Origin of the sequence: Nocardia sp. NPDC050793 (genome assembly GCF_040654065.1) — a bacterium.
Taxonomy (GTDB): Bacteria; Actinomycetota; Actinomycetes; order Mycobacteriales; family Mycobacteriaceae; genus Nocardia.
In genome coordinates this window covers 218039-242059 of the sequence record NZ_JBFAHG010000001.1, presented here as the reverse complement: position 1 = coordinate 242059, position 24021 = coordinate 218039, and the positions used below count along the sequence as shown (strand labels likewise).

The 24021-nt window shown below is 70.7% G+C and carries 21 protein-coding genes; 10 read left to right on the top strand and 11 right to left on the bottom strand.

Annotated elements, in window-relative coordinates; all coding sequences use genetic code 11:
• Position 1: 1 nt before the first annotated feature.
• Positions 2–850, top strand: coding sequence for a DUF3710 domain-containing protein (locus AB0H50_RS00960; protein WP_357444716.1), 849 nt, complete (start codon positions 2–4; stop codon positions 848–850).
• 120 nt (positions 851–970) lie between these two features.
• Here AB0H50_RS00960 and AB0H50_RS00955 read toward each other — a convergent pair whose 3' ends face one another.
• A complete protein-coding gene (locus AB0H50_RS00955; RefSeq protein ID WP_357444713.1) occupies positions 971–1708 on the bottom strand; it encodes an alpha/beta hydrolase in 738 nt (245 codons plus the stop codon).
• Positions 1709–1834: 126 nt separating this feature from the next.
• On the opposite strand from AB0H50_RS00955, the gene AB0H50_RS00950 reads away from it, so the two are divergent.
• From AB0H50_RS00950 to AB0H50_RS00940, 3 genes are all read left to right on the top strand, one after another.
• On the top strand, positions 1835–2212 hold the full coding sequence (locus AB0H50_RS00950) for an OB-fold nucleic acid binding domain-containing protein (protein WP_067849155.1): 378 nt from the start codon (positions 1835–1837) through the stop codon (positions 2210–2212).
• Positions 2213–2217: 5 nt separating this feature from the next.
• Positions 2218–2955 (top strand): DUF3159 domain-containing protein, encoded by a 738-nt coding sequence (locus tag AB0H50_RS00945; protein ID WP_357444708.1) that lies wholly within the window; start codon positions 2218–2220, stop codon positions 2953–2955.
• Positions 2956–3093: 138 nt separating this feature from the next.
• Complete coding sequence (locus AB0H50_RS00940) at positions 3094–3726, top strand: sigma-70 family RNA polymerase sigma factor (protein ID WP_357444705.1); 633 nt, start codon at positions 3094–3096, stop codon at positions 3724–3726.
• 33 nt (positions 3727–3759) lie between these two features.
• Here the strand turns inward: AB0H50_RS00940 and AB0H50_RS00935 are convergent, their stop codons facing one another.
• Entirely contained in the window at positions 3760–4431 is a 672-nt protein-coding gene (locus AB0H50_RS00935) for a TrkA family potassium uptake protein (protein ID WP_357444702.1), read from the bottom strand.
• Positions 4432–4433: 2 nt separating this feature from the next.
• Positions 4434–5099 carry a TrkA family potassium uptake protein gene (locus AB0H50_RS00930; RefSeq protein WP_357444699.1) on the bottom strand — a complete coding sequence of 222 codons (666 nt, stop codon included), beginning with the start codon at positions 5097–5099 and terminating at the stop codon, positions 4434–4436.
• A gap of 193 nt (positions 5100–5292) precedes the next feature.
• Between AB0H50_RS00930 and AB0H50_RS00925 the strand changes: the two genes are divergently transcribed.
• Positions 5293–7284 carry an APC family permease gene (locus tag AB0H50_RS00925; protein WP_357444696.1) on the top strand — a complete coding sequence of 664 codons (1992 nt, stop codon included), beginning with the start codon at positions 5293–5295 and terminating at the stop codon, positions 7282–7284.
• A gap of 37 nt (positions 7285–7321) precedes the next feature.
• Positions 7322–8725, top strand: a complete 1404-nt coding sequence (locus tag AB0H50_RS00920; protein ID WP_357444693.1) for a TRAM domain-containing protein — start codon at positions 7322–7324, stop codon at positions 8723–8725.
• Between the two features lie 193 nt (positions 8726–8918).
• Here AB0H50_RS00920 and AB0H50_RS00915 read toward each other — a convergent pair whose 3' ends face one another.
• From AB0H50_RS00915 to glsA, 3 genes are all read right to left on the bottom strand, one after another.
• A complete protein-coding gene (locus tag AB0H50_RS00915) occupies positions 8919–9722 on the bottom strand; it encodes an enoyl-CoA hydratase (protein ID WP_357444690.1) in 804 nt (267 codons plus the stop codon).
• Positions 9723–9810: 88 nt separating this feature from the next.
• Positions 9811–10488, bottom strand: a complete 678-nt coding sequence (locus AB0H50_RS00910; RefSeq protein WP_357444687.1) for an SIMPL domain-containing protein — start codon at positions 10486–10488, stop codon at positions 9811–9813.
• A 59-nt stretch (positions 10489–10547) separates the two neighbouring features.
• Complete coding sequence (gene glsA, locus AB0H50_RS00905) at positions 10548–12368, bottom strand: glutaminase A (RefSeq protein ID WP_357447140.1); 1821 nt, start codon at positions 12366–12368, stop codon at positions 10548–10550.
• A 288-nt stretch (positions 12369–12656) separates the two neighbouring features.
• Here glsA and dxs point away from each other — a divergent pair, with 288 nt between their 5' ends.
• Entirely contained in the window at positions 12657–14555 is a 1899-nt protein-coding gene (dxs, locus tag AB0H50_RS00900) for a 1-deoxy-D-xylulose-5-phosphate synthase (protein ID WP_357444684.1), read from the top strand.
• A gap of 307 nt (positions 14556–14862) precedes the next feature.
• Here the strand turns inward: dxs and AB0H50_RS00895 are convergent, their stop codons facing one another.
• Positions 14863–16131, bottom strand: a complete 1269-nt coding sequence (locus tag AB0H50_RS00895; protein WP_357444681.1) for a ribonuclease D — start codon at positions 16129–16131, stop codon at positions 14863–14865.
• A 22-nt stretch (positions 16132–16153) separates the two neighbouring features.
• Positions 16154–16705: a DUF3000 domain-containing protein gene (locus tag AB0H50_RS00890; RefSeq protein WP_357447137.1), complete on the bottom strand. Its 552-nt coding sequence runs from the start codon at positions 16703–16705 to the stop codon at positions 16154–16156.
• 216 nt (positions 16706–16921) lie between these two features.
• Between AB0H50_RS00890 and hemE the strand changes: the two genes are divergently transcribed.
• The 3 genes from hemE (at position 16922) to hemQ (ending at position 20403) form a co-directional block, all read left to right on the top strand.
• Positions 16922–17986 (top strand): uroporphyrinogen decarboxylase, encoded by a 1065-nt coding sequence (hemE, locus tag AB0H50_RS00885; protein WP_357447134.1) that lies wholly within the window; start codon positions 16922–16924, stop codon positions 17984–17986.
• Positions 17987–18136: 150 nt separating this feature from the next.
• Positions 18137–19498, top strand: coding sequence for a protoporphyrinogen oxidase (locus AB0H50_RS00880; protein ID WP_357444678.1), 1362 nt, complete (start codon positions 18137–18139; stop codon positions 19496–19498).
• A 209-nt stretch (positions 19499–19707) separates the two neighbouring features.
• Positions 19708–20403 carry a hydrogen peroxide-dependent heme synthase gene (gene hemQ, locus AB0H50_RS00875; RefSeq protein WP_357444677.1) on the top strand — a complete coding sequence of 232 codons (696 nt, stop codon included), beginning with the start codon at positions 19708–19710 and terminating at the stop codon, positions 20401–20403.
• A 165-nt stretch (positions 20404–20568) separates the two neighbouring features.
• Here the strand turns inward: hemQ and msrB are convergent, their stop codons facing one another.
• The 3 genes from msrB to AB0H50_RS00860 are packed head-to-tail and all read right to left on the bottom strand — an operon-like array spanning position 20569 to position 23996.
• Positions 20569–21012, bottom strand: a complete 444-nt coding sequence (msrB, locus tag AB0H50_RS00870) for a peptide-methionine (R)-S-oxide reductase MsrB (protein WP_357444674.1) — start codon at positions 21010–21012, stop codon at positions 20569–20571.
• A complete protein-coding gene (locus tag AB0H50_RS00865) occupies positions 21009–22415 on the bottom strand; it encodes a glycosyltransferase family 87 protein (RefSeq protein WP_357444671.1) in 1407 nt (468 codons plus the stop codon). Before AB0H50_RS00865 ends, msrB begins: the two co-directional genes overlap by 4 nt.
• A gap of 24 nt (positions 22416–22439) precedes the next feature.
• Positions 22440–23996 carry an alpha/beta hydrolase gene (locus AB0H50_RS00860; RefSeq protein ID WP_357444668.1) on the bottom strand — a complete coding sequence of 519 codons (1557 nt, stop codon included), beginning with the start codon at positions 23994–23996 and terminating at the stop codon, positions 22440–22442.
• Positions 23997–24021: the final 25 nt, after the last annotated feature.

Below are 24021 nucleotides of genomic sequence, written 5' to 3'. Positions count from 1 at the left end.
GATGTTCGGAAAGAAAAACAAGCGGTCGGACCGGTTCACCGAGGACCAGTACGACGAGTACGGCGAGTACGACGACGAGGATTACGACACCGACGAGCTGCCCGTCGTCGAATCCGCCGAGGACGCAGCCGGTTTCGACGACCGCCCAGCGGGCGAGCAGACCGGCCCCTACGACTACGACGACGTGTCCGAGCTGCTGGACGCGGTGGTCGAGCAGCGTCTCGACCTGGGTTCGGTCATTCTGCCGGTGCCACCCGGCGGCCAGCTACAGGTGGAGATGAGCCCCGACGGCACCCCGCAGGCGGTGCACCTGGCCACCGAGCACGGCCGCATCACCGTGGCCGCCTACGCGGCGCCCAAATCGCCGGGCCAGTGGCGCGCGGTGGCGGCCGACCTGGCCGACTCGTTGCGCAAGGAGGGTGCGCGGGTCGCGGTGGAGACCGGTCCGTGGGGCCGCGAGATCTTGGCCATCACCGAGGGCGCGGACCTGCGCTTCATCGGCGTGGACGGCTACCGCTGGATGGTGCGCCTGGTCGCTGCGGGCCCTTCGGGCGCGGCCAACGATGGCGCGCCGCTGGTGGCCGCGGCACGCGCGATCCTCAGCGAGACGGTCATCCGGCGTGGCTCCGACCCGCTTCCCGTGCGCGACCCGCTGCCGGTCGTGCTGCCACAGCAGCTGGCCGAACAGCTGGCCGCCGCGCACCAGGCGCAGGTCGAGGCGCAGCAACAGCAGATGGCCGCGCAGGCCGCCGCGGCCCAGACTCCGGTGCGCGCGCAACCGCAGACCCTGCCGCCGCAACCGCGGCGCGGCGCCGACGGCTCCGCGATGCAACAGCTCGGCCTGAACTGACGTCCGCCGCACATGCGGCGGACACAGTGCGGACGCTTCACCCGCCTCGTGATGGCTGTCCCGCTCGAAGCGGGGCGGGTAGAGGTCGGCGCGGCGGTTGGCCGCGAGTGCGGTTTTCGGTCAGAGGCCCGGGTCCGGTCGGTCGAAGGCGGTGAATCCGGTGTGGCCGAGGATCGCCGGATCGGCGCCGAGTTCGCCCAGTGTGGTGTGGAACAGTCGCGCGTGCGGGATCAGCCGCGCCCATTCCTCGGCCACCGCGAGCGGATGGACCGGGTCGTCCACCGCGGTGACCACCGCGACCGGAACGTCCACGGTGGCGAGCCGGTCGGTGCTCGGCCATTTGTAGTCGGCGGCCTCCTCCAGCGCCCGCGGTAGGTGCGGCCACTGGGAGCGCCAGGACTGGGTCAGCGCGTCGGCCAGCCAGCGCGGGCTGCTGGCCCGCATCCGCGCGATGACCGTCTCCAAGCCGTCGGCGCGCAGTTGTTCGGCGGTCACGGCGGCAGAGAGTGCGGCAGGACAGCGGGCGGTGTCCGAACCCGTCCACGCGGGCAGCGCGGCGACCACGCCTGCGGTGGACTCCGGGTGCGCGCCCGCCCATTCGAGCGCGACCGCCGCGCCCAGCGAGATGCCCGCCGCCAGCACCGGTCCGCGCGCGGCGGCCGCGTCCAGCGCGGCGTGGCAGCTCGCGACGACCGCCCGCGGGTCGGGCTCGACCGCGATCAGCTCGAACCCGCGGGCCGCGCTCGCGGGACCGAATGCGCGCCTGGCGAAATCGGCGTCCGAGCCGGTGCCCGGCAGTGCGACGACGAGGGGAACCACAGGTCGTGTGGCCCTCGTGACAGGTGGGGTGTCGAACACCGGGTCGAGCGTAGCGGGGGCGGCCGTGGGCATCTACAGTGGCGGGTGTACGGCCACAGCCGGTCGTCACAGAACAACCACGATGGCGTGTGATCCGCGCCAGTTGTGCTAGCAGGAGAGCGTGCAATGCCATCCGCAGCCTCAGGGTATTTTCGACGTCTGGGCCGCAGGCTGACCGAGGACATCGACCAACTCGATGCCGAGGAGCTGGCCGAGACCGCCGAGGCGTCGGGCGCATGCCGGGCGTCCGAGTGTCGCCGCGGTGACGAGGCGACGATGTTGGGTCGGCTACGGAGTGTCGAGGCCTGCCCCAAGTCCTCGGGCGCCAGTGTTCAGGCAGAATTCTTCGACGGCACCGACGCCATCACCCTCGTCTGGATCGGCCGCAGGCGCATCCCCGGCATCGAACCGGGGCGGCGCATCCTGGTCCGTGGCCGGGTCGGCGACCGCGATGGCCGTAAGGTGATCTTCAACCCCTACTACGAATTGCGCGGGAACAGCTGACACGTATGCCATCGAGCAACGACCACGGTGCCGACCTCGGCACGCCGACCGATATCGAGCGACCGATCGACGCCGCGGTTCCCGGCCGCGGATACGCCGAGGCCGACCGGGCGACGTCCGAACGTAAGGAACCCGCCGGGCCGTCGCTGCTCGAGCAGCTGGGCGGCTTCAGCGGCCTGATCTACTCCACGCTGCCGGTGCTCGTCTTCGTTCCCGTGAATACCCTCGCCGGGCTCACCGCCGCGATCTGGACGGCGCTCGGCGTCGCGGCCGCCGTGCTGGTGTGGCGGCTGGTGCGGCGCAGCCCGGTGCAGCCCGCGATCTCCGGCTTCCTCGGCGTCGGTGTCTGCGCGTTGATCGCCTACCGGGTCGGTGAGGCCAAGGGCTTCTTCCTCTTCGGCATCTACACCAGCCTCATCTACGCGGGAGTCTTCCTCGCCTCGATCCTGGTGCGCCGTCCGCTGGTCGGCGTGATCTGGGGCGTGCTCAACGGTCACGGCTCCGACTGGCGTTCCGATCGCAGGGCTGTGCGCCTCTACGACCTGGCGACCGCCACCTTCGTGGTGGTCTTCGCGGCCAGGTACCTGGTCCAGTCCCAGCTCTACGACACCGACCGCACCGGGTGGCTCGCCGTCGCCCGGATCGGGATGGGCTGGCCGCTGACCGCCGTCGCCTTCGCGGTCACCATCTGGGCCGTGCGCCGGGCCGGTCATCTGCCGCGCACCTCCGCCGAAACCGCCTGACGCAGAACAGGGTGGGGCCCGTCCCACCGCAGAGGTGGGCCACTCTCCACCCTGGGGTGCCTGGCCGGTGCGCCGAGTTCGTCAGACGATCGTTTGCGAGACGGAAAACGCAACGATCGGCTAGAGAGGACTCGGACAGTGGCTACCGAGCACATGGTTTCGACCACCAAGACCCACGCCCACACCAGCCCCGCGCTGTCGGAAAGCCGCCGGGTGGCGGGCGAACTGGACAAGCTGATCGGCCCCGCCGCCGCGGGCGACAAGAACGCGGTGTCGGAGATCGTGCGGGTGGTGCATCCGCTGGTCCGCCGCTATTGCGGTGCGCGCCTCGGCAACACCGCCCACCTCCAGGTCACCGCCGACGACGTCGTGCAGGAGATCCTGCTGGCCACCGTGAACGCCATCCCACGCTACAAGGATCAGGGCAAGTCCTTCCTGGCCTTCGTCTACGGCATCGCGTCCAACAAGATCGCCGACGCGTACCGGCGCTCGCAGATGCACCCGACCTACCCGGTGGCCGACGTGCCGGACTCCCCGTCGTCGGCGGCGGGACCGGAGGAATGGGCGCTCGCGCTCGAACGCCGCGCGGCCACAAGGGAATTGATGAAGGTACTGGCCCCCGCGCACCGCGAGGTGCTGGTCATGCGGATCGTGCTCGGCTGGTCGGCCGCGCAGACCGCCGAGGCCATCGGCACCAGCCCCGGCGTGGTCAGGGTGATGCAGCATCGCGCCCTCAGCAAGCTGCGGGCGCGGCTCGAAATGGCCTCCTGAGCCCGATCCGCGGCAGCAAACCGTATCGGGGAGTTATGGCTTGATGCCGTGGTGGGCCAGCACCACCCGCAGATTTTCCTCGGCCTCCGACGAGGTCACGAAGAGCAACTCGTCCTCGCCCTCGAAAGGATCGTCGCCTTGCGGCACGATCACCCGCCCGCCGCGCAGGATCGTCACCAGCGCGGCATCGCGCGGCAGGGTCAGTGTGCGCACCGGCTTGCCCGCCAGCCCGGTGTCGGCGGGCAGGGTGATCTCGACCAGGTTCGCCTGTCCCTGCCGCAGCGTCATCAGCCGCACCAGGTCGCCGACCGAGACCGCTTCCTCGACGAGGGAGGCGAGCAGGCGCGGGGTCGAGACCGCCACGTCGACGCCCCAGGACCCGTCGAAGAGCCATTCGTTGCGCGGGTCGTTGACCCTGGCGACCACCCGGCGGACGCCGAACTCGGTCTTGGCGAGCAGGCTGTGCACCAGGTTCGCCTTGTCGTCGCCGGTGGCGGCGATGACCACCTCGTAGGTCTCCAGCCCGGCGTCCTCCAGCAGCGCCAGCTCACACGCGTCGGCGTGCACCCAGATCGCGCCCGGAATGGCGTCCCGGTCGATGTGGTCGAGTTGACGCTCGAGCAGCATCACCGTATGTCCGCTGCGTAGCAGTTCCCGGGCAATCGATCGGCCGACGGCGCCTGCCCCGGCGATGGCCACCTTCATGATCAGTCCTCGCTAGCAGGGGGCTTGCCGGCCAGCGCGACGGCCTCGCCGACGTTGCCGGAGTTCGCGGCGACGTAGACGACGTCGTCGGCCTGGACGATGGTCTTGTTGTCGGGAAGCAGACCCTGCCCGAACCGGATGATGAACGCCACCCGGACGGCGACCTCGCGTTCCAGATCGCGCACGGTGCGCCCGTACCACTCCTCGTGCAGCGTCAGCTGGGTCACCGCGACCGTTCCGGTGGGGTCGCGCCACGTGGTGGTGCTGGAATCGCCGACGAGAGTGCGCATGAAGCGGTCGGTGGTCCACGGCACGGTGGCGATGGTCGGGATGCCGAGCCGCTCGTAGACCGCGGCGCGCTTGGCGTCGTAGATCCGGGCCACCACGCGCTCGACGCCGAAGGTCTCGCGGGCCACCCTGGCCGAGATGATGTTGGAGTTGTCGCCGGAGGAGACCGCGGCGAACGCGTCGGCCCGCTCGATTCCGGCGCGCGTCAGCACATCCCGGTCGAATCCGACGCCGACCAAGCGCTCGCCGGGGAAGTCGTCACCGAGTCGCAGGAACGCGCTCGGATCCCGGTCGATCACGGTGACCTCGTGGCCAACCCGGACCAGGGCGCGGGCCAGCGACGAACCGACGCGTCCGCATCCCATGATCACTACGTACACCGTGCAACCTCGCTCCTGGACCACTGACGTTCGGTCTGTTTGCCTGTCCGCAGAACCGTACCCGCCGGATGTGTCCATGGCCCACTTTCCCCGTCCGGTGGGCGGGCAAACCTGTTTGTGACACGTGTGCCTGCACAGACGCGCAGGCACACCCCCCAAGCGATCAGCGGCCGGGGGATCTATGCTCGCTCCAGTGTCCAAGTTGACGACGGCAGCCAAGCGGATGCTGCTGGGTAGGCCCTTCCGTAGCGATTCGCTGGGGCACACTCTGCTGCCGAAGCGAATCGCGCTGCCGGTTTTCGCCTCCGACGCCATGTCGTCGGTCGCCTACGCGCCGGAGGAAATCTTCCTCGTGCTCTCGGTGGCGGGCGTCTCGGCCTACGTGTACGCGCCGTGGGTGGGTCTCGCGGTCGCCTTCGTCATGGCCGTCGTGGTGGCCAGTTACCGCCAGAACGTGCACGCCTACCCGTCCGGCGGCGGCGACTACGAAGTGGCGACCACCAATCTGGGGCCCACCGCGGGACTCACGGTCGGCAGCGCCCTGCTGGTGGACTACGTGCTCACCGTCGCGGTGTCGATGTCCTCGGCCGCCTCCAACATCGGCTCGGCCATCCCGTTCGTGGCCACCCACAAGGTGCTGTTCGCGGTGGTGGCGATCGCGCTGCTCACCGCGATGAACCTGCGCGGCGTGCGGGAATCGGGCAAGGCCTTCGCGGTTCCGACCTACGCGTTCATCTTCGGCATGGGCGTCATGCTGGTCTGGGGCCTGTTCCGCGTCGTGGTGCTCGGTGAGGACCTGCAAGCCGAGTCCGCCGGGTTCCAGCTCGAAGCCGAGGACGAGCACCTGTACGGCCTGGCCTTCGCCTTCCTGATCGCGCGCGCGTTCTCCTCGGGCTGCGCCGCGCTGACCGGTGTCGAGGCGATCAGCAACGGCGTGCCCGCGTTCCGTAAGCCCAAGTCGCGAAACGCCGCGACCACGCTGCTGATGCTGGGCGGCATCGCCATCGTGCTGCTGATGGGCATCATCATCCTGGCGCAGAAGATCGGCATCGTGTACGCCCACGACACCGGCCACCTGATCGGCGCGCCCGACGACTATCAGCAGAAGACGCTGATCGCCCAGATCGCCCAGACGGTGTTCCAGGGCTTCCCGATCGGATTCTTCTTCATCACCACCGTCACCGCGCTGATCCTGGTGCTGGCCGCCAACACGGCCTTCAACGGCTTCCCCGTGCTTGGTTCGATTCTGGCCCAGGACCGTTACCTGCCGCGCCAGCTGCACACCCGCGGCGACCGGCTGGCCTTCAGCAACGGCATCCTGTTCCTTTCCGGGGCCGCGATCGCGTTCGTCGTCGTCTTCGGCGCCGAGGTCACCAAGCTAATCCAGCTCTACATCGTCGGTGTGTTCGTCTCGTTCGTGCTCAGCCAGACCGGCATGCTTCGGCACTGGACGCGGTTGCTGCGCACCGAGACCGACCCGGCGCAGCGGTCAAGGATGCACCGTTCCCGGGTGATCAACGCGATCGGCCTCACCGCCACCGGCGCGGTGCTGATCATCGTGCTCATCACCAAGTTCTTCGCGGGCGCGTGGATCGCGATCCTGACCATGGTGTCGATCTTCGTGGTGATGAAGATGATCCGCCGCCACTACGACTCGGTCGCCAGGGAGCTCGACGAGCACGAGTGGGACGGCGTGCTGCCGAGCCGCTCGCATTCGATCGTGCTGGTCTCGCGGCTGCACCTGCCCACCCGCCGGGCGCTGGCCTACGCCCGCGCCACCCGGCCGGACACACTGGAGGCGATCACGGTGAACGTCGACGAGGCCGACACCAGGGGGCTGGTGCGGGAGTGGGAGAACAGCGACATCAGCGTGCCGCTGAAGGTGATCGAATCGCCCTACCGCGAGATCACCAAGCCGGTGCTGGACTATGTCAAGCGGGTGCGTCGCGACGCGCCGCGCGACGTGGTGACGGTGTTCATCCCCGAGTACGTGGTCGGCCACTGGTGGGAGACGGTGCTGCACAACCAGAGCGCGCTGCGGCTCAAGGGCAGACTGCTGTTCGAGCCGGGCGTCATGGTGACCTCGGTGCCGTGGCAGTTGAGCTCGTCGACGACGCGGGCCAAGCAGGCGGGCGAGATCAACGCGCCCGGCGCGGTGCGGCGCGGCTACGAGGACCGGGTATGAACGCGCGGCATCGGCGCGCCGTGAGCGGGACCCCGCGATGACCGACTGGTTCGGCCGGACCTTCGACCTGCGGCTCGGCCCGCCAGGGCACGGCGGGTTCTGCGTCGGCAGGCACGAGGGCCGGGTCGTGTTCGTGCGGCACGGGCTGCCCGGTGAGCTGGTGCGCGCCACGGTCACCGAGGATCGCGGCGGTTCGTTCTGCCGCGCCGACGCCGTGCGAATCCTGGAGCCTTCGCCGGATCGGGTCCCCGCCACCTGCCCGGTCTCCGGGCCGGGCGGCGCCGGCTGCTGCGATTTCTCGCACGCCACCCCCGCCGCCCAGCGCGGGCTGAAGGCCGCGGTGGTCGCCGAGCAGCTGCGCAGGCTGGCGGGCATCGAGCGCGAGGTGACCGTCGAACCGATCGCCGGATACCCGGACGACGCGTCCGGCGGCTGGCGCACCAGGATCCGGCTGCCGGTCGATCCGGAGGGGCGGGCAGGCGTGCACCGCTATCGCAGCACCGAGGTGATCGCGGATCTGCGCTGCCCGCAACCGGTTCCGGGCGCGATGGACGGCATCGCCGACCGCATCTGGGCGCCCGGCGCCGATCTGGTCGTCACGGTGGACGGCGACGGGGTGCGGCACCTCGTGGAACTGCCGCCCGCCGAGCAGGCCCCGCCGCGGCGCGGCAGGCACCACGGCGGCGGACCACGGGGACGGCGCGGCCGTGACAGCGAGGATCGCCGGGGCCGAGGGCCGGAGGGTGGCGGGCCGTCGGCCGAAGGCACACCGGGATGGCACGGCACCGAGGATCCCGCGGAAGCTCGCCGCGCGGCGGCCGCACGACGGGCGGCGACGCGCGCCGCGCGCGACGAATGGGTGATCGACGGCAGCGGGCGGGCCGTGGAATACGTGGCCGGACGACGCTGGGAGATCGCCGCGACCGGCTTCTGGCAGGCGCATCGCCTTGCGGCGCAGTGTTATTCGGATGTCGTCGCGGAATGGTCCGACCTCGCCGCCGGCGATCTGGCCTGGGACTTGTACAGCGGTGCTGGAGTCTTCGCGGCGCGGCTCGCCGATCGGGTCGGAGCGGAGGGCGTGGTGCTCGCGGTGGAATCCGCGCGTTCCGCGGTGGCCGACGGCCAGGCCGCGCTGCGCGACCTGCCGTGGGTGGAGTTGCGCGCCGAACGCGTCGAGCGCTGGGTGGCCGAGCACGTCGGTGGCGCCCCGCCGCGGGCGGTGGTGCTGGATCCGCCGCGCGCGGGCGCAGGAAAGGACGTCGTCGCGGCGGTGGCGACGGCGAATCCGTCCCGCATCGTCCACATCGGTTGCGACCCGGCCGCTTTCGCCCGCGATCTCGGTCTCTACCGGTCGCACGGCTATCGCCTCACCGGCCTGCGCGCTTTCGACGCCTTCCCGGCGACGCACCACGTGGAGTGCCTGGCGCTGCTGGAACGGTGAGAGCCGGGAGGCCGCGGTCACCGCGTGGTCGCAATCCCCTGAGTACCAGGAGATCTCGAAGGACCGGCAGGCGGGCGCCGACGGCGTGATCCTGCTGGCGAAGGGCCTCGACCACCGCCCGAGCTGATGCGCATGCGCCGCGCGCCGGACGGCCGCCGACCGGCACAACGGCACTGAAGTCCGGTGGGCGCGATCAGTGTTCGTAGTGCGGCGGGCGGCGGTCGCGCCGGGCGCGGATGGCTTCGTCGAAGTTGTCGGTGGTGAGGCGGACGTAGAGCTGGGCGAGGCCCTCCTGCTGCAGGTGCGATTCGAAGCTGCTCGCCTCCAGTCCGCTCCACAGCATGCGCTTGGTGAGCTCGGTGCCGACCCTGCTGAAGCCGATGATGCGTTCCGCCAGGTCGTAGCAGGTGTCGAGGAGCTTCGCGGTGGGCACGGTGCGGGAGACCAGGCCGATCCGCTCGGCCTCGACCGCGTCGACGTCGCGTCCGGAGAGCATGATCTCGAAGGCGCGCGCCGAGCCGATGGCGCGCGGCAGCAGGAAGCTCATGCCGAGTTCGGTCGAGGTGAGCCCGTTGTTGATGCCCGCGGCGCGGAAGTAGGCGTCCTCGCCCGCGATGCGGATGTCGGCGCCAACGGCCAGACAGAACCCGCCGCCGATGGCCGCGCCGTTGATGGCGGCGATCACCGGTTGGTGCATGCGGCGCAGCGTGATCATCACGTCGTTGAGCAGGTCCATCGAACGCCGCGCCACCGTGGTGGTGGTGAGCCCCGTCGTGTTCGGCACCCGTCCCGCGCCCTGGAGGTCGGCGCCGGAACAGAATCCGTGCCCGGCGCCGGTCAGCACCACCACGCGGACGTCGTTGTCGGCGCTCACCTGCTCCAGCGCCTCGCGCAGCGGGATCATCACGTCGAAGGCCATGGCGTTCATCCGCTCCGGCCGGTTCAGCGTCACCAGCGCGATCTGCGGCCGCGGTCGATCGATCAGCACGAAGGACATGGCGACTCCTGACCCGCGGCGCCGGGTCCGCCGCGCGCCTTCACTATAGGGTTGCCCGCGCGCCGATCGCGGCGAAATCCGCGCCCCGTCAGTCCAATGTCCAGGTGGCGCGCACGCTCGCCGAGATCTCCGATTCGCCGAGTTCCACCGGAACCGCGGCGGCGAACGCCACCTCACCCACCGGCGCCGACATCGCGCGCATCTTCGGCGCGAAAGGCGGTGCGGACGCGGCGTTCTCGGTGATCTCCAACACCGCGCCCAGCGAGCGGCCCGCGCGTGCGGCGTACTGCTCGGCCTTGGCCAGCGCGTTGTCCCACGCCGCGTCGCGGGCCCGCGCGAGCAGGCCGGCCTGGTCGGCGAAGGTGAGGACGAGCCCGCCCAGGCGGACGTCGTCGCCGCCCGCCTCGACCGCGTCGGCGATGATCGTGGCGGGGCCGGGGAAAGCGTCGGCGTCGATGTCGCGCAGCGCGACGGTGAGGTCGGCGGTCGCGAGATAACCCGTGATGCGGTTGCCCTGTCCCTCGGTCCATACGGTCTCGGTGCGCACCGACAGCCCGCTGGTAGCGATGTCGGCGTCGGCGACGCCGTTGCCGCGCAGCGCCGAGGTGACCGCCGAGACGCGCTCACCCGCCTGCCCGTAGGCCAGCGCGACCTTGCTCGCCCTGATCTCGACGGAGAGGGTCACCCGCATCAGATCCGGAGTCGCGCGCACGCTGCCTTGGCCGAAGGTGGTTACCGTGCCTGTGCCGGAGTTCTTCTTGCTCACGTCGCTGCACTCCTCGTTCGATTGTCGATCCTCGTCGTCGGCGGGATGGATGCCACGGCTCACTCGTCCCCGCCACGTACCACGATGGTGCGCACGGCGGTGTCCACCTGCGCGTACGCGCTCGCCGCGAGCCGTTTCAGCAGCGCCATCTTCAGTTGTGGCGCGCGATCGGCGAGCATGTCGAAGCGCTCGGGGTCGAGCACCGCGACCCTGACGCCGGTCTCGGCGCGCACCTCGTTCACGAACGGCGCGTCGACCAGCATCGGCATCTCCCCGAACGACATCCCCGCCGACAGCGTGATCAACCGGTGGGCGCGTCCGTCGGCGCCGTAGAAGGTGAGCCGCACCCGCCCCTCCAAGATCAGATACAGCCCGGAACGGCTGCTGCCGTGGCGGGCGATCACCTCGCCGCGGGCGATGGTGCGCCCCTCGAACTCCTTCGCCAGCCGGGCTCTGTCCTCGGGGGTGAGCGCGGCCAGCACGGGGTGCTCCTCGATCGAGATCGATGTGCACGCCGGTTCGCCTGCCGGCCGGTGCCGGGCCAGCACGATGTCCTCGCACCACTCGGTGGCGGTGTCGCGGTCGATGAAGATCCGCCCGCGCGGGTCCGCCGGGTCCAGGCTCGACGCCAGGCGCCCGAGCTTGGCGTCCGGGTCCACCAGTGCGACCCGGCACGCGGTCGCGGCGAGCTCGCGGTGCAGATCGTCGAGCATGGTCACCGCGATAGTGCTGACCTCACCGACTCTGCGCAGGTCGATCACCAGCGCGTCCAGCTCCCCGGCCCTGGCCTCGATCGCCCGTACCGCGCTCTCCGCGCCCGCGAACAACAGGTCGCCGTGCAGTTCGTAGACCCGGGCCCCGTGTCCGTGCTCGTCGAGAACCGCGATCTCCCCGGCGCTGCGCCGCATCCGGGACGGCGCCTCCGCCACCGTGTAGTCGGCGCGGATCGCCGTGCGCGCCGACCGCGTGACGTGCAGAAAGTGCAATTCCAGCCGCCGCGAGAGCTCCCGGCACGCGGCGACCCCGCGCACGCTGTTGCCCTGCCGGTCCAGGCGAGGGGAGTACACCGCGATGCCGATCTGCCCGGGCAGCACCGCCAGAATGCCGCCGCCCACACCGCTCTTCGCGGGCATGCCGACGGTGCTCACCCAGTCGCCCGCCGCGTTGTACATCCCGCAGGTCGTCATCACACTCAGCACCTGTTCGGTCAGCGCGCTCGACAGGGCCCGCTCCCCGGTCAGCGGGTTGACGCCGTTGTTGGCCATGGTCGCTGCCATCACGGCGAGGTCGTGGCAGGTGACGTCGATCGAGCACTGCCGGAAGTAGCGGTCCACCGCCTCGTCCGGATCGGAGTCGATGATGCCGAACGAGCGCAGCATGTAGCCGATGGCGCGGTTGCGATAGCCGGTGCGCGCCTCGGAGGAGTAGACGGCCTCGTTCATCCGCAGCTCGCGTCCGGCGAAACGGGAGTAGCAGCGGCGCACCCGGTCGAATTTGTCGGCGGCGTCGCGGCCGGTGATCAACGAGGCGGCGGTGATGGCGCCCGCGTTGATCATCGGGTTGCGCGGACGTTCGGTCACCGGGTCGAGGCTGATCTCGTTGAACGGTTCGCCGGAGGGTTCCACGTCGATGCGCTCGGCCACCGCGGCGGGCCCGCGGTCGGCCAGCGCGAGCGCGTAGGTGAACGGCTTGGAGATCGACTGGATCGTGAAGGCCGCATGCACGTCACCGGCGCCGTAGACCCGCCCATCCGCGGTGGCCAGGCACAGGCCGAACGAATCGGGTTGCACCGCAGCCAGTTCGGGAATGTAGTCGGCCGGCTCGCCGGATCGGTCGGCCAGGCATCCGGCGTACACGTCGGCGACGATGCGCGCCACCACACCGGCATCGGCTGGTCGGGGAACCTCGTGCTGCGGCTCGGCCACACGACCACTCTATGGTCGTTCGCCGCGCCCGGGGCGCGAACTTCGACCGGACTCCGTCCGGCCGCGTTCGCTCGACAGGTACCGTAGGACCGGTGGCCGGATGTTTTCGTCCGGCCGCGCGCGTGTCCAGTCTCACATTCCGCGACGAAGTCGGTTGGTGACAGGCACTTGTCGGAAAGCGGCACTGTCACCGCTCCGTAGACTGATCGGATCAGAAGCGCTATCCGGAGGGAGCGAGTTCAGGTGGGAGTGCTTTCCCGGGTCGACACGCCCGAAGACTTGCGCCGGCTGACCGTGGCCGAGTTGCGGGAGCTGGCGGAGGAGATCCGTGAGTTCCTGGTGCGGAAGGTCGCCGCCACCGGCGGCCACCTCGGACCGAACCTCGGCGTGGTGGAGCTGACCATCGCGTTGCATCGGGTCTTCGATTCGCCTGCCGATCCGTTGATCTTCGACACCGGCCATCAGGCCTACGTGCACAAGATCCTCACCGGCCGTAAGGACCAGTTCGACAGCCTGCGCAAGCAGGGCGGACTGTCGGGCTACCCGAGCCGCGCGGAGAGCGCGCACGACTGGGTGGAGTCCTCGCACGCCTCCGCGGCGCTGTCCTACGCCGACGGACTGGCCAAGGCGTTCCAGCTCACCGGGCAGGGCAGGCACGTCGTCGCGGTCGTCGGCGACGGCGCGCTCACCGGCGGCATGTGCTGGGAGGCGCTGAACAACATCGCCGCGGCGCCGGACCGCTCGGTGGTGATCGTCGTCAACGACAACGGCCGCTCCTACGCGCCGACCATCGGCGGCCTCGCCGATCGGCTCACCGCGCTGCGCACCCAGCCCTTCTACGAGCACGCGCTGGACGCGGGCAAGCGGATCCTGAAGAGCATTCCGCGGGTGGGCGAATCGGCCTACTCGATGGTGCACGCGGTGAAGGCGGGCATCAAGGACGCGGTGAACCCGCAGGAGCTGTTCAGCGACCTCGGGCTCAAGTACGTCGGCCCGGTGGACGGCCACGACGTCGCCGCGATGGAAGCGACGCTGCGTCGCGCCAAGGACTTCGGTGGTCCGGTGGTGGTGCACGCGGTCACCCAGAAGGGCCGCGGCTACGCGCCCGCGGAGAACCACGTCGCCGACCAGATGCACGCCTGCGACCCCATCGACCCGCTGACCGGCCGGCCCGTCGGCGGTCCGAAGGCGATCGGCTGGACCTCGGTGTTCTCCGAGGAACTGATCGCGCACGCCGAACAGCGCGACGACATCGTCGCCATCACCGCGGCGATGCCAGGCCCGACGGGTCTGGCCGCGTTCGGCGAACGGTTCCCGAACCGCATGTTCGACGTCGGCATCGCCGAACAGCACGCCATGGCGTCGGCGGCCGGTCTCGCGCTCGGCGGCCTGCACCCGGTGGTCGCGATCTACTCGACCTTCCTCAACCGCGCCTTCGACCAGTTGCTGATGGACGTGGCGCTGCTGAAGCAGCCCGTCACCGTGGTGCTTGACCGGGCGGGGATCACGGGCTCCGACGGCGCCAGCCACAACGGCATGTGGGACCTGTCGGTGCTCGGCATCATCCCCGGCATCCGGGTCGCGGCCCCGCGCGACGCCGCCACACTGCGCGAGGAACTGGGCGAGGCGCTGGCCGTGAACGACGGGCCGACCGCGCTGCGCTTCCCGAAAGGCAGTGTGATCGAGGACATCCCGGCCGTCGAACGACTCGACGGCGTGGACGTGCTGCGGCTGCCGGACGCCGAGGGCGGCTCGGCGCGGGCGCAGCGCGGCGATGTGCTGATCGTCGCCGTCGGCTCGTTCGCCGAGACGGCGCTGGGGGTCGCGGATCTGCTGGCGCCGGAAGGCGTTTCGGTCACCGTCATCGACCCGCGCTGGGTGCTTCCGGTCTCGGACACCGTGGTGAAGCTCGCGGAGAATTACCGCCTGGTGGTCACCCTCGAGGACGGCGGCCTGCACGGCGGCATCGGTTCCACCGTCTCGGCCCGTCTGCGCTCCGCCGGACTCGACGTCCCCACCCGCGACCTCGGCGTCCCGCAGCAGTTCCTCGACCACGCCTCCCGCAACCAGGTTCACGAGGAACTCGGCCTCACCCCCGAGGACATCGCCCGCCGCATCAGCGGCTGGCTCAGCGCGAGCTGAGTCGGCCCGCTCGACCAACGCGCCCCGGCAGGCTCGGAACACCCGAGCGCCGGGGCGTGTGTCGTTCTCAGGCCTGACAGCACGCGCGTCGTCGAGCGCGTCGGTCGCGCCGAGCGCGCGCACCGGGTCTGGCGGGCAGGTATCGGGCGCGGCGGCCTCCGCGGATAGATGTCGTGTCTGGTGAGACGACGTCAGGTCCGGCGGGATGGCGGGTCAGGTGGGCAGCGGGTCCAGTGACCTGTGCCGGGCACGGCCAGCAGACGCCCGAGCAGCCGGGCGGGCGTTGGGTCTGTGCGCAGACGTCGGGTCAGGCGGGTGTTGGGGTCAGCGCGGCGGTCAGGCGCGGTACGGCCAGTTCGCGCTGCCAGGGGCGGGCGCCGCCGGACTTGAGGAAACCGTCGATCGCGGCCGCGAGTTCGGCGGTGTCGGTGCGGTCGTATTCAGGCAGGCCGTCCCAGCAGAGTCTGCGGACAAGATCGGGGGAGAGCAGGTTCTCGACCGGGACGGAGTGCTCGAGCGAGAGTTCGCCCATCGCGGCGCGGGCGCGGGCGAGGCGGGCCGCGGCGATCGGGTCGCGGCGTTCCCAGCGGTTCGGCGGGGGCGGGCCGTCGAACGGCTGGGTGAGCGGGGGCAGTTCGCTGTCCGGCAGCGCGCGGGCGCGGTCGACGGCGCCGAGCCACTCGCGTGAATACCGGCGCTGGCGCGGCCCGCCGAATACCGGGAGGGTGCGCAGCTGGGCGATGGTGCGCGGGTCGGCGGTCGCGGCGGAGACGATGGCCGAGTCCGGCAGGATGCGCGCGGGCGCCACGTCGCGGGCGCGGGCCAGCCCGTCCCGCGTCGTCCAGAGCTCGCGCACGATGGCCAGCTGCCGCGCGCGGCGCAGCGTGTGGATGCCGGAGGTGCGCCGCCACCGGTCGGCCTTGGGCGCGGGCGGCTCCGTCGTCCTGATGTGTTCGAATTCCTGTGCCGCCCAATCGGTCTTGCCCTGCGCCTCGAGGTCGGCGGCGACCGTCGCGCGCAGCTCGAGCAGCAGCTCCACATCCAAGGCCGCGTAGTTGAGCCAGTCGGCGGGCAGCGGGCGGGTCGACCAGTCGGCCGCGCCGTGGCCCTTGCGCAGCGCCCGGCCCAGCAGCCGCTCGACCATCGCCGCCAGCCCGACCCGCTCGTATCCGGCCAGCCGACCGCCGAGCTCGGTGTCGAACAGTCGCGCGGGACGCAGCCCCAGTTCCGCCAGACCCGGCAGATCCTGATCGGCCGAATGCAGCACCCACTCCAGATCGTTGATCGCCTCGGCCAGCGGCGCGAGCCCGTCGGTCACCGGGATCGGGTCGATCAGGAAGGTGCCCGCACCCGCGCGGCGCAGCTGGATCAGGTAGGCGCGCGCGGAGTAGCGGAATCCCGAGGCGCGCTCGGCGTCGACGGCGAGCGGGCCGGTGCCGCCCGCCAGTGTCGCGGCCGCCGCGGCGACCTCCTCCGGCGTGGCGAGGACCGGTGGCACTCCGTCGACGGGGGCGAGCAGAGGTTCCGCTGTGCTGTCTCCCGCGCGCCCATCCTCGGGCTGGTCTCCTACCGGCATAGACCTGAACTTTACGTTGTGGTCAGTTGTGGTCGTTGCTGGTATACGACTGTGGGCGCAGATCGGTGATCCCGGCGGGCGGCAGACCCGCCGAATAGGCCAGCACCTCGCAGAACGCCTCCACGTGCGGCCGCATCTCCGTGGTGAGCGCGGTCCACGAGGCGCGCAGCTCCAACTGGTGGGCGCGCGGCGGGCCCGCGATGTCGCCGTAGCGCACCGAACTGGTCGAGGTGACGGTGCCGCCGAGCGCGGTGAACGGCTCGGTCCGCGACTCCAGCGCGTCCACCAGCCAGCTCCAGGCCACCTCGGGAAGCAGCGGATCGGTGGCCAGCGTGGCGTCGATGTCGGCCTGGATATAGGCGACCAGACGGAACACACCGTGCCAGGCGTCGTCGCCGTCCGGGTCGTGCAACAGGATCAGCCTGCCGAACGCGTCACCCTCGGAATCGACTGGAACTACCGGGGTTTCGGGATGTTTGACTTCGGCGCCGATGGCGTAGGAGAAGGGCGCCAGGCGTTGCGGCGGCCGGATGGGCGCGAGCTCGATCCGAGGATGCACGGTTGCGGTGCCCATCGCCTCGACCGCGGCGCGAAACGGAGCTGGCTCGCCTTGGGGGCCTTCGGTCGGTGCGGCGCCGTCGCGGAAGTCGAGCGGTGTCACGAAAACGACGGTAGTCCTCGAGCCACCGGCGCGGTCGGAGGCGCGCCGCTACGGCCGCATGACGGCCTGTTTCGTCCGGTCCGCCGCTGCCGCACTCCGGCTCCTGAGCCCCCGCCGGGCGCGCATACGATAGCGGTGATGAGCACCTACACTCGCCGCCGCCTGACCGACGCCCCGTTCCTGGCCGCCGCCACCGGCGCCGCCCCGAGCAGGCGCCCGGTGTGGTTCATGCGCCAAGCCGGACGTTCGCTGCCCGAGTACCGCGAACTGCGCGCCGGTATCGGCATGCTGGAGTCCTGCTTCGACCCGGAGCTGGTGTGCGAGATCACCATGCAGCCGATCCGCAGGCACGGCGTCGACGCGGCGATCCTGTTCTCCGACATCGTCGTTCCGCTCAAGGCGGCCGGGATCGACCTCGACATCGTGCCCGGCGTCGGCCCCGTGGTGGCCGCTCCGGTGCGCACCCACGACGACGTGCGCGCGCTACCCCGGCTGCGGCCGGAGGAAGTCGGCGCGGTCACCGAGGGCGTGCGACTGCTCACCGACGCACTGGGCCAGACGCCGCTGATCGGTTTCGCGGGCGCCCCGTTCACCCTCGCCTCGTACCTGGTCGAGGGCGGGCCGAGCAAGCATCACGAGCGCACCAAGGCGATGATGCACGCCGACCCCAAGACCTGGCACGAGCTGCTCGGCGCGCTCACCGATATCACCATCGTGTTCTTGCAGGCGCAGCTGGCGGCCGGCGTGGACGCGGTGCAGCTGTTCGACTCCTGGGCGGGCGCGCTCTCGCTCGCCGACTATCGCACTTTCGTGCTGCCGCATTCCGAGCGGGTGTTCGCCGAGATCGCCGACGCGGGCGTGCCGCGCATCCACTTCGGCGTCGGCACCGGCGAACTGCTCGGCGCGATGGGCGAAGCGGGCGCCGACGTGGTCGGCGTCGACTGGCGCGTTCCGCTGACCGAGGCGGTGCGCCGCGTCGGCGCCGGAAAAGCCTTGCAGGGCAACCTGGATCCGGCCATCCTCTTCGCCGGGCCGGTGGCCGTCGAGGCCGAGGCCCGCCGCATCGCGGCGGAGGCCGACGAGGCCGTCACGATGGGCGCGGCGGGTCACATCTTCAACCTCGGGCACGGCGTCCTCCCGGACACCGACCCGGGCGTTCTCACCGCCTTGGTCGAACTCGTCCACGAACTCTGACCCAGCCCCTCGCACTGGTCCTGCCTCGGCACACGACTTTCATACCCGGCACAGCGCAGGCAACGCTGTGCGGCGTACGAGCGTCTGTGGGAGCGAACGCGCGGCGGGGCGGCGGAGGGGGTGATCGGCGGGCGGGATACCGTCGCAGACATGAGGATCGCGATTGTCGGCGGTGGAATCAGTGGTCTCGTTGCGGCATACCGGCTGCGCACGCGGTTGGGTGCGGACGCCGACATCGTGGTGCTGGACCGCGCCGAACGGCTCGGCGGCATTCTCTACACCGGTGACGTCGGCGGGGAACCGCTGGACCTGGGGGCGGAGGCGTTCGTCGGGCGAAGGCCCGAGGTGCCCGCCCTGCTGGGCGAACTCGGCCTGACGGATCAGCTCGTGACGCCCGCCGGACGACGTCCGCTGGTCTGGGCGGGCGGCGCGGCGCACCCGCTGCCGCCGCGCACTCTCATGGGCATTCCCTCCGACGCCGAAACGATGCGCGGCCTGGTCGACGCCGACACGCTCGACCGCATCGCCGCCGAACCCGACCGCGCCCTCACCTGGTACCCCGACGCCGACCAGGACGTGTACAGCCTGGTCGCCGATCGTTTCGGCGCCCAGGTCGCCGAGCGCAGCGTGGATCCGCTGCTCGGCGGGGTGTACGCGGGCAGCTCCAAGTCCATCGGCGTGCGCGCCGCACTGCCCGGTCTGGCCGCCGCCCTGGACGCCGGAGCGCCGAGTCTGACCCACGCCGTCGCGGCCGCGCTGCCGCCGCCGTCCGACGCGCCCGTGTTCGGCGGCATCCGCGACGGGTACCGGGTGCTGCTCGACGCGCTGGCCGACGCGGCGGCCGCCCGGTTCGTCACCGCGACCCCGGCCACCCGGCTCGCGCGCGCCTCCCGCGGCTGGGTGCTCGATCCACTCGGCCTCGTCGACGCCGTGGTGCTGGCCACACCGGCGCCGGTCACCGCGCGGCTGCTCCGCTACGTCGCGCCCGAAGCGGCGGACGCGGCCGCCGGGATCGAACTGTCCTCCTCCGTCGTCGTCGCGCTGTCGCTGCCGCAGGACACCGCGCTGCCGGACAATTCCGGCATCCTGGTCGCCACCGGAGAGTCTTTGCGCGCCAAGGCTTTCACCCTCTCCAGCCGCAAATGGCCGCATCTCGCCGAGCGCGAGACCGCGCTGGTGCGCGCCTCGTTCGGCAAATTCGGCGACGACGCCCCGCTGTCCTGGTCCGACGCCGACCTGATCGCCGCCGCCACCGAAGACCTGGCCACCGTCACCGGCGCCGTCATCGACCCGGTCGAGGCGATCGTGCAGCGCTGGCCGGGCGGCCTGGCCCAGTACGCCGTCGGCCACGTCGACCGCATCGCCGAGATCGAGTCCGCCACAGCCGAACTCGACGGCATCGCGCTGGCGGGCGCGTACCTGCACGGCGTCGGTGTCCCGGCCTGCGTCGCGTCGGGAGAAACCGCCGCACGCCGCATCGCCGAGTCACTGTCCGCACCCGCGAAGTCCTGAGCCCTGTCTCGAAGTCCCATCCGGCGCCTCCGCGGGCCCGGATCGCCGCCCAGCAGCGTTGTCGCCGTCAGCGAACCCTCGGTATCGGCTCCTACTCCGCCTTGCCAGGCGGCGATCTGAGCCACGGAGGCATCCGGCCGCACTTCGAGACAGGGCCGAGGCCGCCCCGAACGGCAGGTCGTCCCGGTCGCAGTGGCACGATAGGAATCATGGCGCGACTCGACTATCAAGCACTCAACTCCACCATCCGCTACCTCATGTTCTCGGTGTTCCAGGTGGAGCCCGGTGTGCTCGGCGAGGATCGCGAGGCGGCCGTCAAAGAGGCGCGGGCGTTCTTCGACGGACTGGCCGAGCGCGACGTGGTGGTGCGCGGCATCTACGACGTGGCGGGCATGCGCGCCGACGCCGACTTCATGATCTGGACGCACGCCGAGCGGGTCGAGGACCTGCAGGCCGCGTACGCGGACTTCCGCAGGACCACCGAGCTGGGCCGGGCCAGCGCCCCGGTGTGGAGCAACGTGGCGCTGCATCGCCCGGCGGAGTTCAACAAGAGCCACATCCCGGCCTTCCTGGCCGGCGAGGATCCGGGCAACTACATCTGCGTCTACCCGTTCGTGCGGTCCTACGAGTGGTACCTGCTGCCCGACGAGGAGCGGCGCAAGATGCTGGCCGACCACGGCAAGGCCGCCCGCGGCTACCCCGACGTGCGCGCCAACACCGTGAGCGCGTTCGCGCTCGGCGACTACGAGTGGATTCTCGCCTTCGAGGCGCCGGAACTGCACCGGATCGTCGATCTCATGCGCGACCTGCGCGCCACCGAGGCGCGGCTGCACGTCCGCGAAGAGGTGCCGTTCTTCACCGGCCCGCGGGTCGATGTCGACAAGCTCATCGCGGCGCTGCCTTGATCGAAAAGCCCCTTGATCGAAAAGCCCCTTGATCGACAAGCGCCCTGATCGGAAGAGGCCCGATCGAGAAGAGGCCTGATCGCTGGAACATCCCGCATGCCCCGAGTTTTCGGGGCATGCGGGGCTTGTCGACGGACCCGTATTCTGCGCTGAGCGTTCGGTCGGCTATCCGGCTGCGCTGTCCGAGGGGTGCAGCCGCAGCGCGATGGAGTTGATGCAATAGCGCTGGTCGGTGGGCGTGGGATATCCCTCGCCCTCGAAGACGTGGCCGAGGTGGCTGTGGCAATTCGCGCACAGCACTTCGACCCGGTGCATACCCAGCGAATCGTCGGGGAGCAGGATCACCGCGTCCGACTTCGCCGGATCGAAGAACGAGGGCCAGCCGCAGTGCGACTCGAATTTCTCGGTGCTGCGGAACAATTCGGCGTCACAGGCGCGGCAGCTGTACACGCCCTCGGTCTTGGTATCGGTGTACTCCCCGGTGAAGGGACGTTCGGTCGCGGCTTCGCGCAGCACCGCGTACTCCTCGGGATCCAGCTTGCCCCGCCACTGCTGCGGCGTCAGCTGGATCCGCGGCGCGGGTAGAGACGTTTCGGCGTCGGAACTCATTGCTCCACGCTAATACGTTTCTCCTCCACGGGCTCCGAGCCATAGTGTGACCTGGGCGAATCCGGCAGCGGTTCGGCCGCGACCGCGGCGGGCTCTGCGGCGTCGCGACTGTCCGGCGCGTTCTTCATCCAGACCGGGTCGATGCCGAACGGCAGGCGGCCCTCCCGCCGGGCGGCCAGGTACCGATCACCGAGCACGCAGAACACCACGATGAGCAGCAGGCCCCAGCCGAACGTGATGCGCAGGTACTCGAGGTTGCGTCCCAGGCTCTGAAAGCGGTCCGACAGCCACTTGTCGTAGGACATGAATCCGAAGATCGCCAGCCAGGCGGGCCAGTTGCGCAGCACGGAATTGCGCAGCACCACCGTCATCAGGAACGGGAACAGCATCATCGAGTAGTACATCTGGCCCAGACCGGGCAGCAGGAACGACGCGGTGAGCAGCACGCCCGCCGACGTGGTGACGAAGAACAGCTCGTCCTCGCGGTAGTAGCGGTAGAGCAACCACAGCGAGATCGCGACCAGCGCGGCCATCGTCAGGCGGATACCCCAGGTCAGCGCGTCCGGCAGGCCGTAGTAGGCGGCGTTGCCCGCGATCGCGCTGTTGAAGTAGTCCCTGGTCTCCAGCAGGTAGGGGAGTGTCCTGGTGAAGAACTGATCGGCGTCCTTCAGCAGCGGCCAGGCAGCCGCGGTGAGCGCCACCGGCACGCCGATGGCGGTGAGGAACACCTTCCACTGTCCGCGCGCCGCCGCGATCAGCACCAGCGGCGCCAGCGTCGGTTTCACCGTGATGCTCAATCCGAGTACCGCGCCAGCCCACAGATCGCGCCGTGCCAGCAGCAGGTGCAGGAACAGCAGCTCGGCCAGCAGGATGCAGCCGTTGACGTTGGTGAAGACCAGCGTGTTGATGACCGTCTCGGACATGAACATGGCCAGCAGCAGCGCGGGCGCGGCCACGGACTTCAGCGTGTACTTGAACAGGCGCAGCAGCAGGTACCAGGCGAGCAGAATGGCGGCCGCGTTGAGCAGGATGAAACACCAGCGCGATTTCTCGGGGTCGATCAGCGCGAGGGGCGCGATGAGCAGCGTTCCGCCCGGCGGGTAGAGGTAGTGCGGATCGACGGAGTCGAAGTTGGCGGTGTACACGGGGCGGCCGTTGAGGAAGGCCAGCGAAGCGTTGTAGACCGGCTTGTAGTCGTCGGTGATGAACCCGTTGACAGCCTTGATGAATACCCTATTCAGCACCGTCATGACCGCGAGGGGCCAGAGTGCGAACTTGATCACCTCGGCGGTGGTGCGAGCGGTGCGAGGCTCGAGCTGTCGAAGTAACACTGGGGCACGGTACACCGGATGGGCGGCGCGCAGGTTGCCGGGATATGTCTCGGCGTGCCTGGGGCCGCCCATGTGAAACGGCTATGAAGCGCCCGGTCAGGCAGGGCAGGCGCTGCCGTCCTGCGGAAGCCGCGCCTCTTTCAGGTAGTCGAGCAAAAGACGCTGCGCGCAACCGGAATGGGTGAAGACCGGATGGCCCCAACCCTGCCAGTTCACCGACGCGTGCCGCGCGCCCGCCGCGCCAAGCGCACCCGTCACCGACGCCTGTCCGCCGTTGCCCACCACCGGGTCGGCGATGCCGCCGAGCACCAGCACCGGGAGGGTGAACTTCTCCGGCAGCGGCGGGGCGCCCGCGACCGGCCACGCCGAGCAGTCCATCAGTGCGATCGCCGCGTTTCTGCCGAACACCGGGTACTTCTGCCCCCACGTGCCCATCAGCTCGGTCGCCTTGGTCGGGGTCGGCGGCTGCTGGATGTCGGTGCAGCGATTGACGAACTGGCCGTCGCTCGCGGTTGCCGCCGATTCGCGCAGCACCAGGTTGCCCAGCGCGGCCCGATCGCCGCGACCGGCCGCCGAGAGCGCGTCGGCCAGTTCGGCGACCCGATTGGCCTGGTCGGCGCGCGGACCGCCGAGGAAACCGCTGATCGTGGTGAGCAGCGCGTTGGCGGAGACGTCGCCGAGCCCGCCCTCGCCCGCCCGGCGCACCAGGTCGGTGATCGCCGCGCGTGGGTCGGGGCCGAGCGAGCAACCGAGCCCGACGCAGCGTTGGGCGAACGCGGTGAGCGCCGCCTCGGCGCCCTGCAGCCGCTGCTCCTCGGCCGTCACGGCGTCGGCTCCCGCTGCCTCGGGGGAGTCGAGCGCCAGCCGGGCCAGGTGATCGCCGAACCTGCGCGCGTAGCTGAGCGCGACCCGCGCGCCGTTGCCCGTGCCGAGCAGGTCGATGTGCTCGACCTGCCACTGCTTGCGCAGTTGTTCGATGTCGTCGGCCGCGTGCGGTGCGTCGAAGGTGCCCTCGTAAGGCTGCAGGAAATCGCGACAGGAGATGGTCGCCTCGCGGCTCAGCGCGGCCACCGCCTGCACTGGGTCCGCCGCGCCGGGCCCGAACTGGGCGTTGTCGGCCAGTCCGCGCCGGATGTCGGGCGGCAGGCAGTCGATCGGCTGCGAGGTGCCGAGGCCGCGCCGGTCCACCGCGACGATCGGGCGCGCGGTCAGCAGCGCGCTCGCCGGTCCGACGGCGAGACCGGCCAGCGTCGCGGTGGAGGAGCGGTCCGTGCCCGAGGTGAGTACCAGCGGCGCCGCATCGGCAGGCGTCTGCGCGAGCCGGGCCCGCATCGCGCCGGTGCGGAAGCTGCCGAGCACGTTGCCCCCCGCATCGATCGGCGTGGAGTACTCCGCGCAGTCGAGCACCAGACCGGCGGGCGCGGGTCCGAGGCCGAGCAGATCGAGGGTCGGCTTGGTGCAGTCGCGCCAGCTCAGATCGGTTTTGGGCGGCTCGGCCACGGGCGGCGGGGGCGGCGCAGGCGTCGAGGGCTCGCCGCGGCCGACGGCCGGGTGCTCGACCGCGACGACGGGACGATCGGACGGGCCCGCACCGCATCCGGCGATCATCATCGACAGTGCCGAGGCCAGCACGGCGGCTCGAGTCCAGCGCATGCGTTACAGCCTGCCAGGTTCGGAC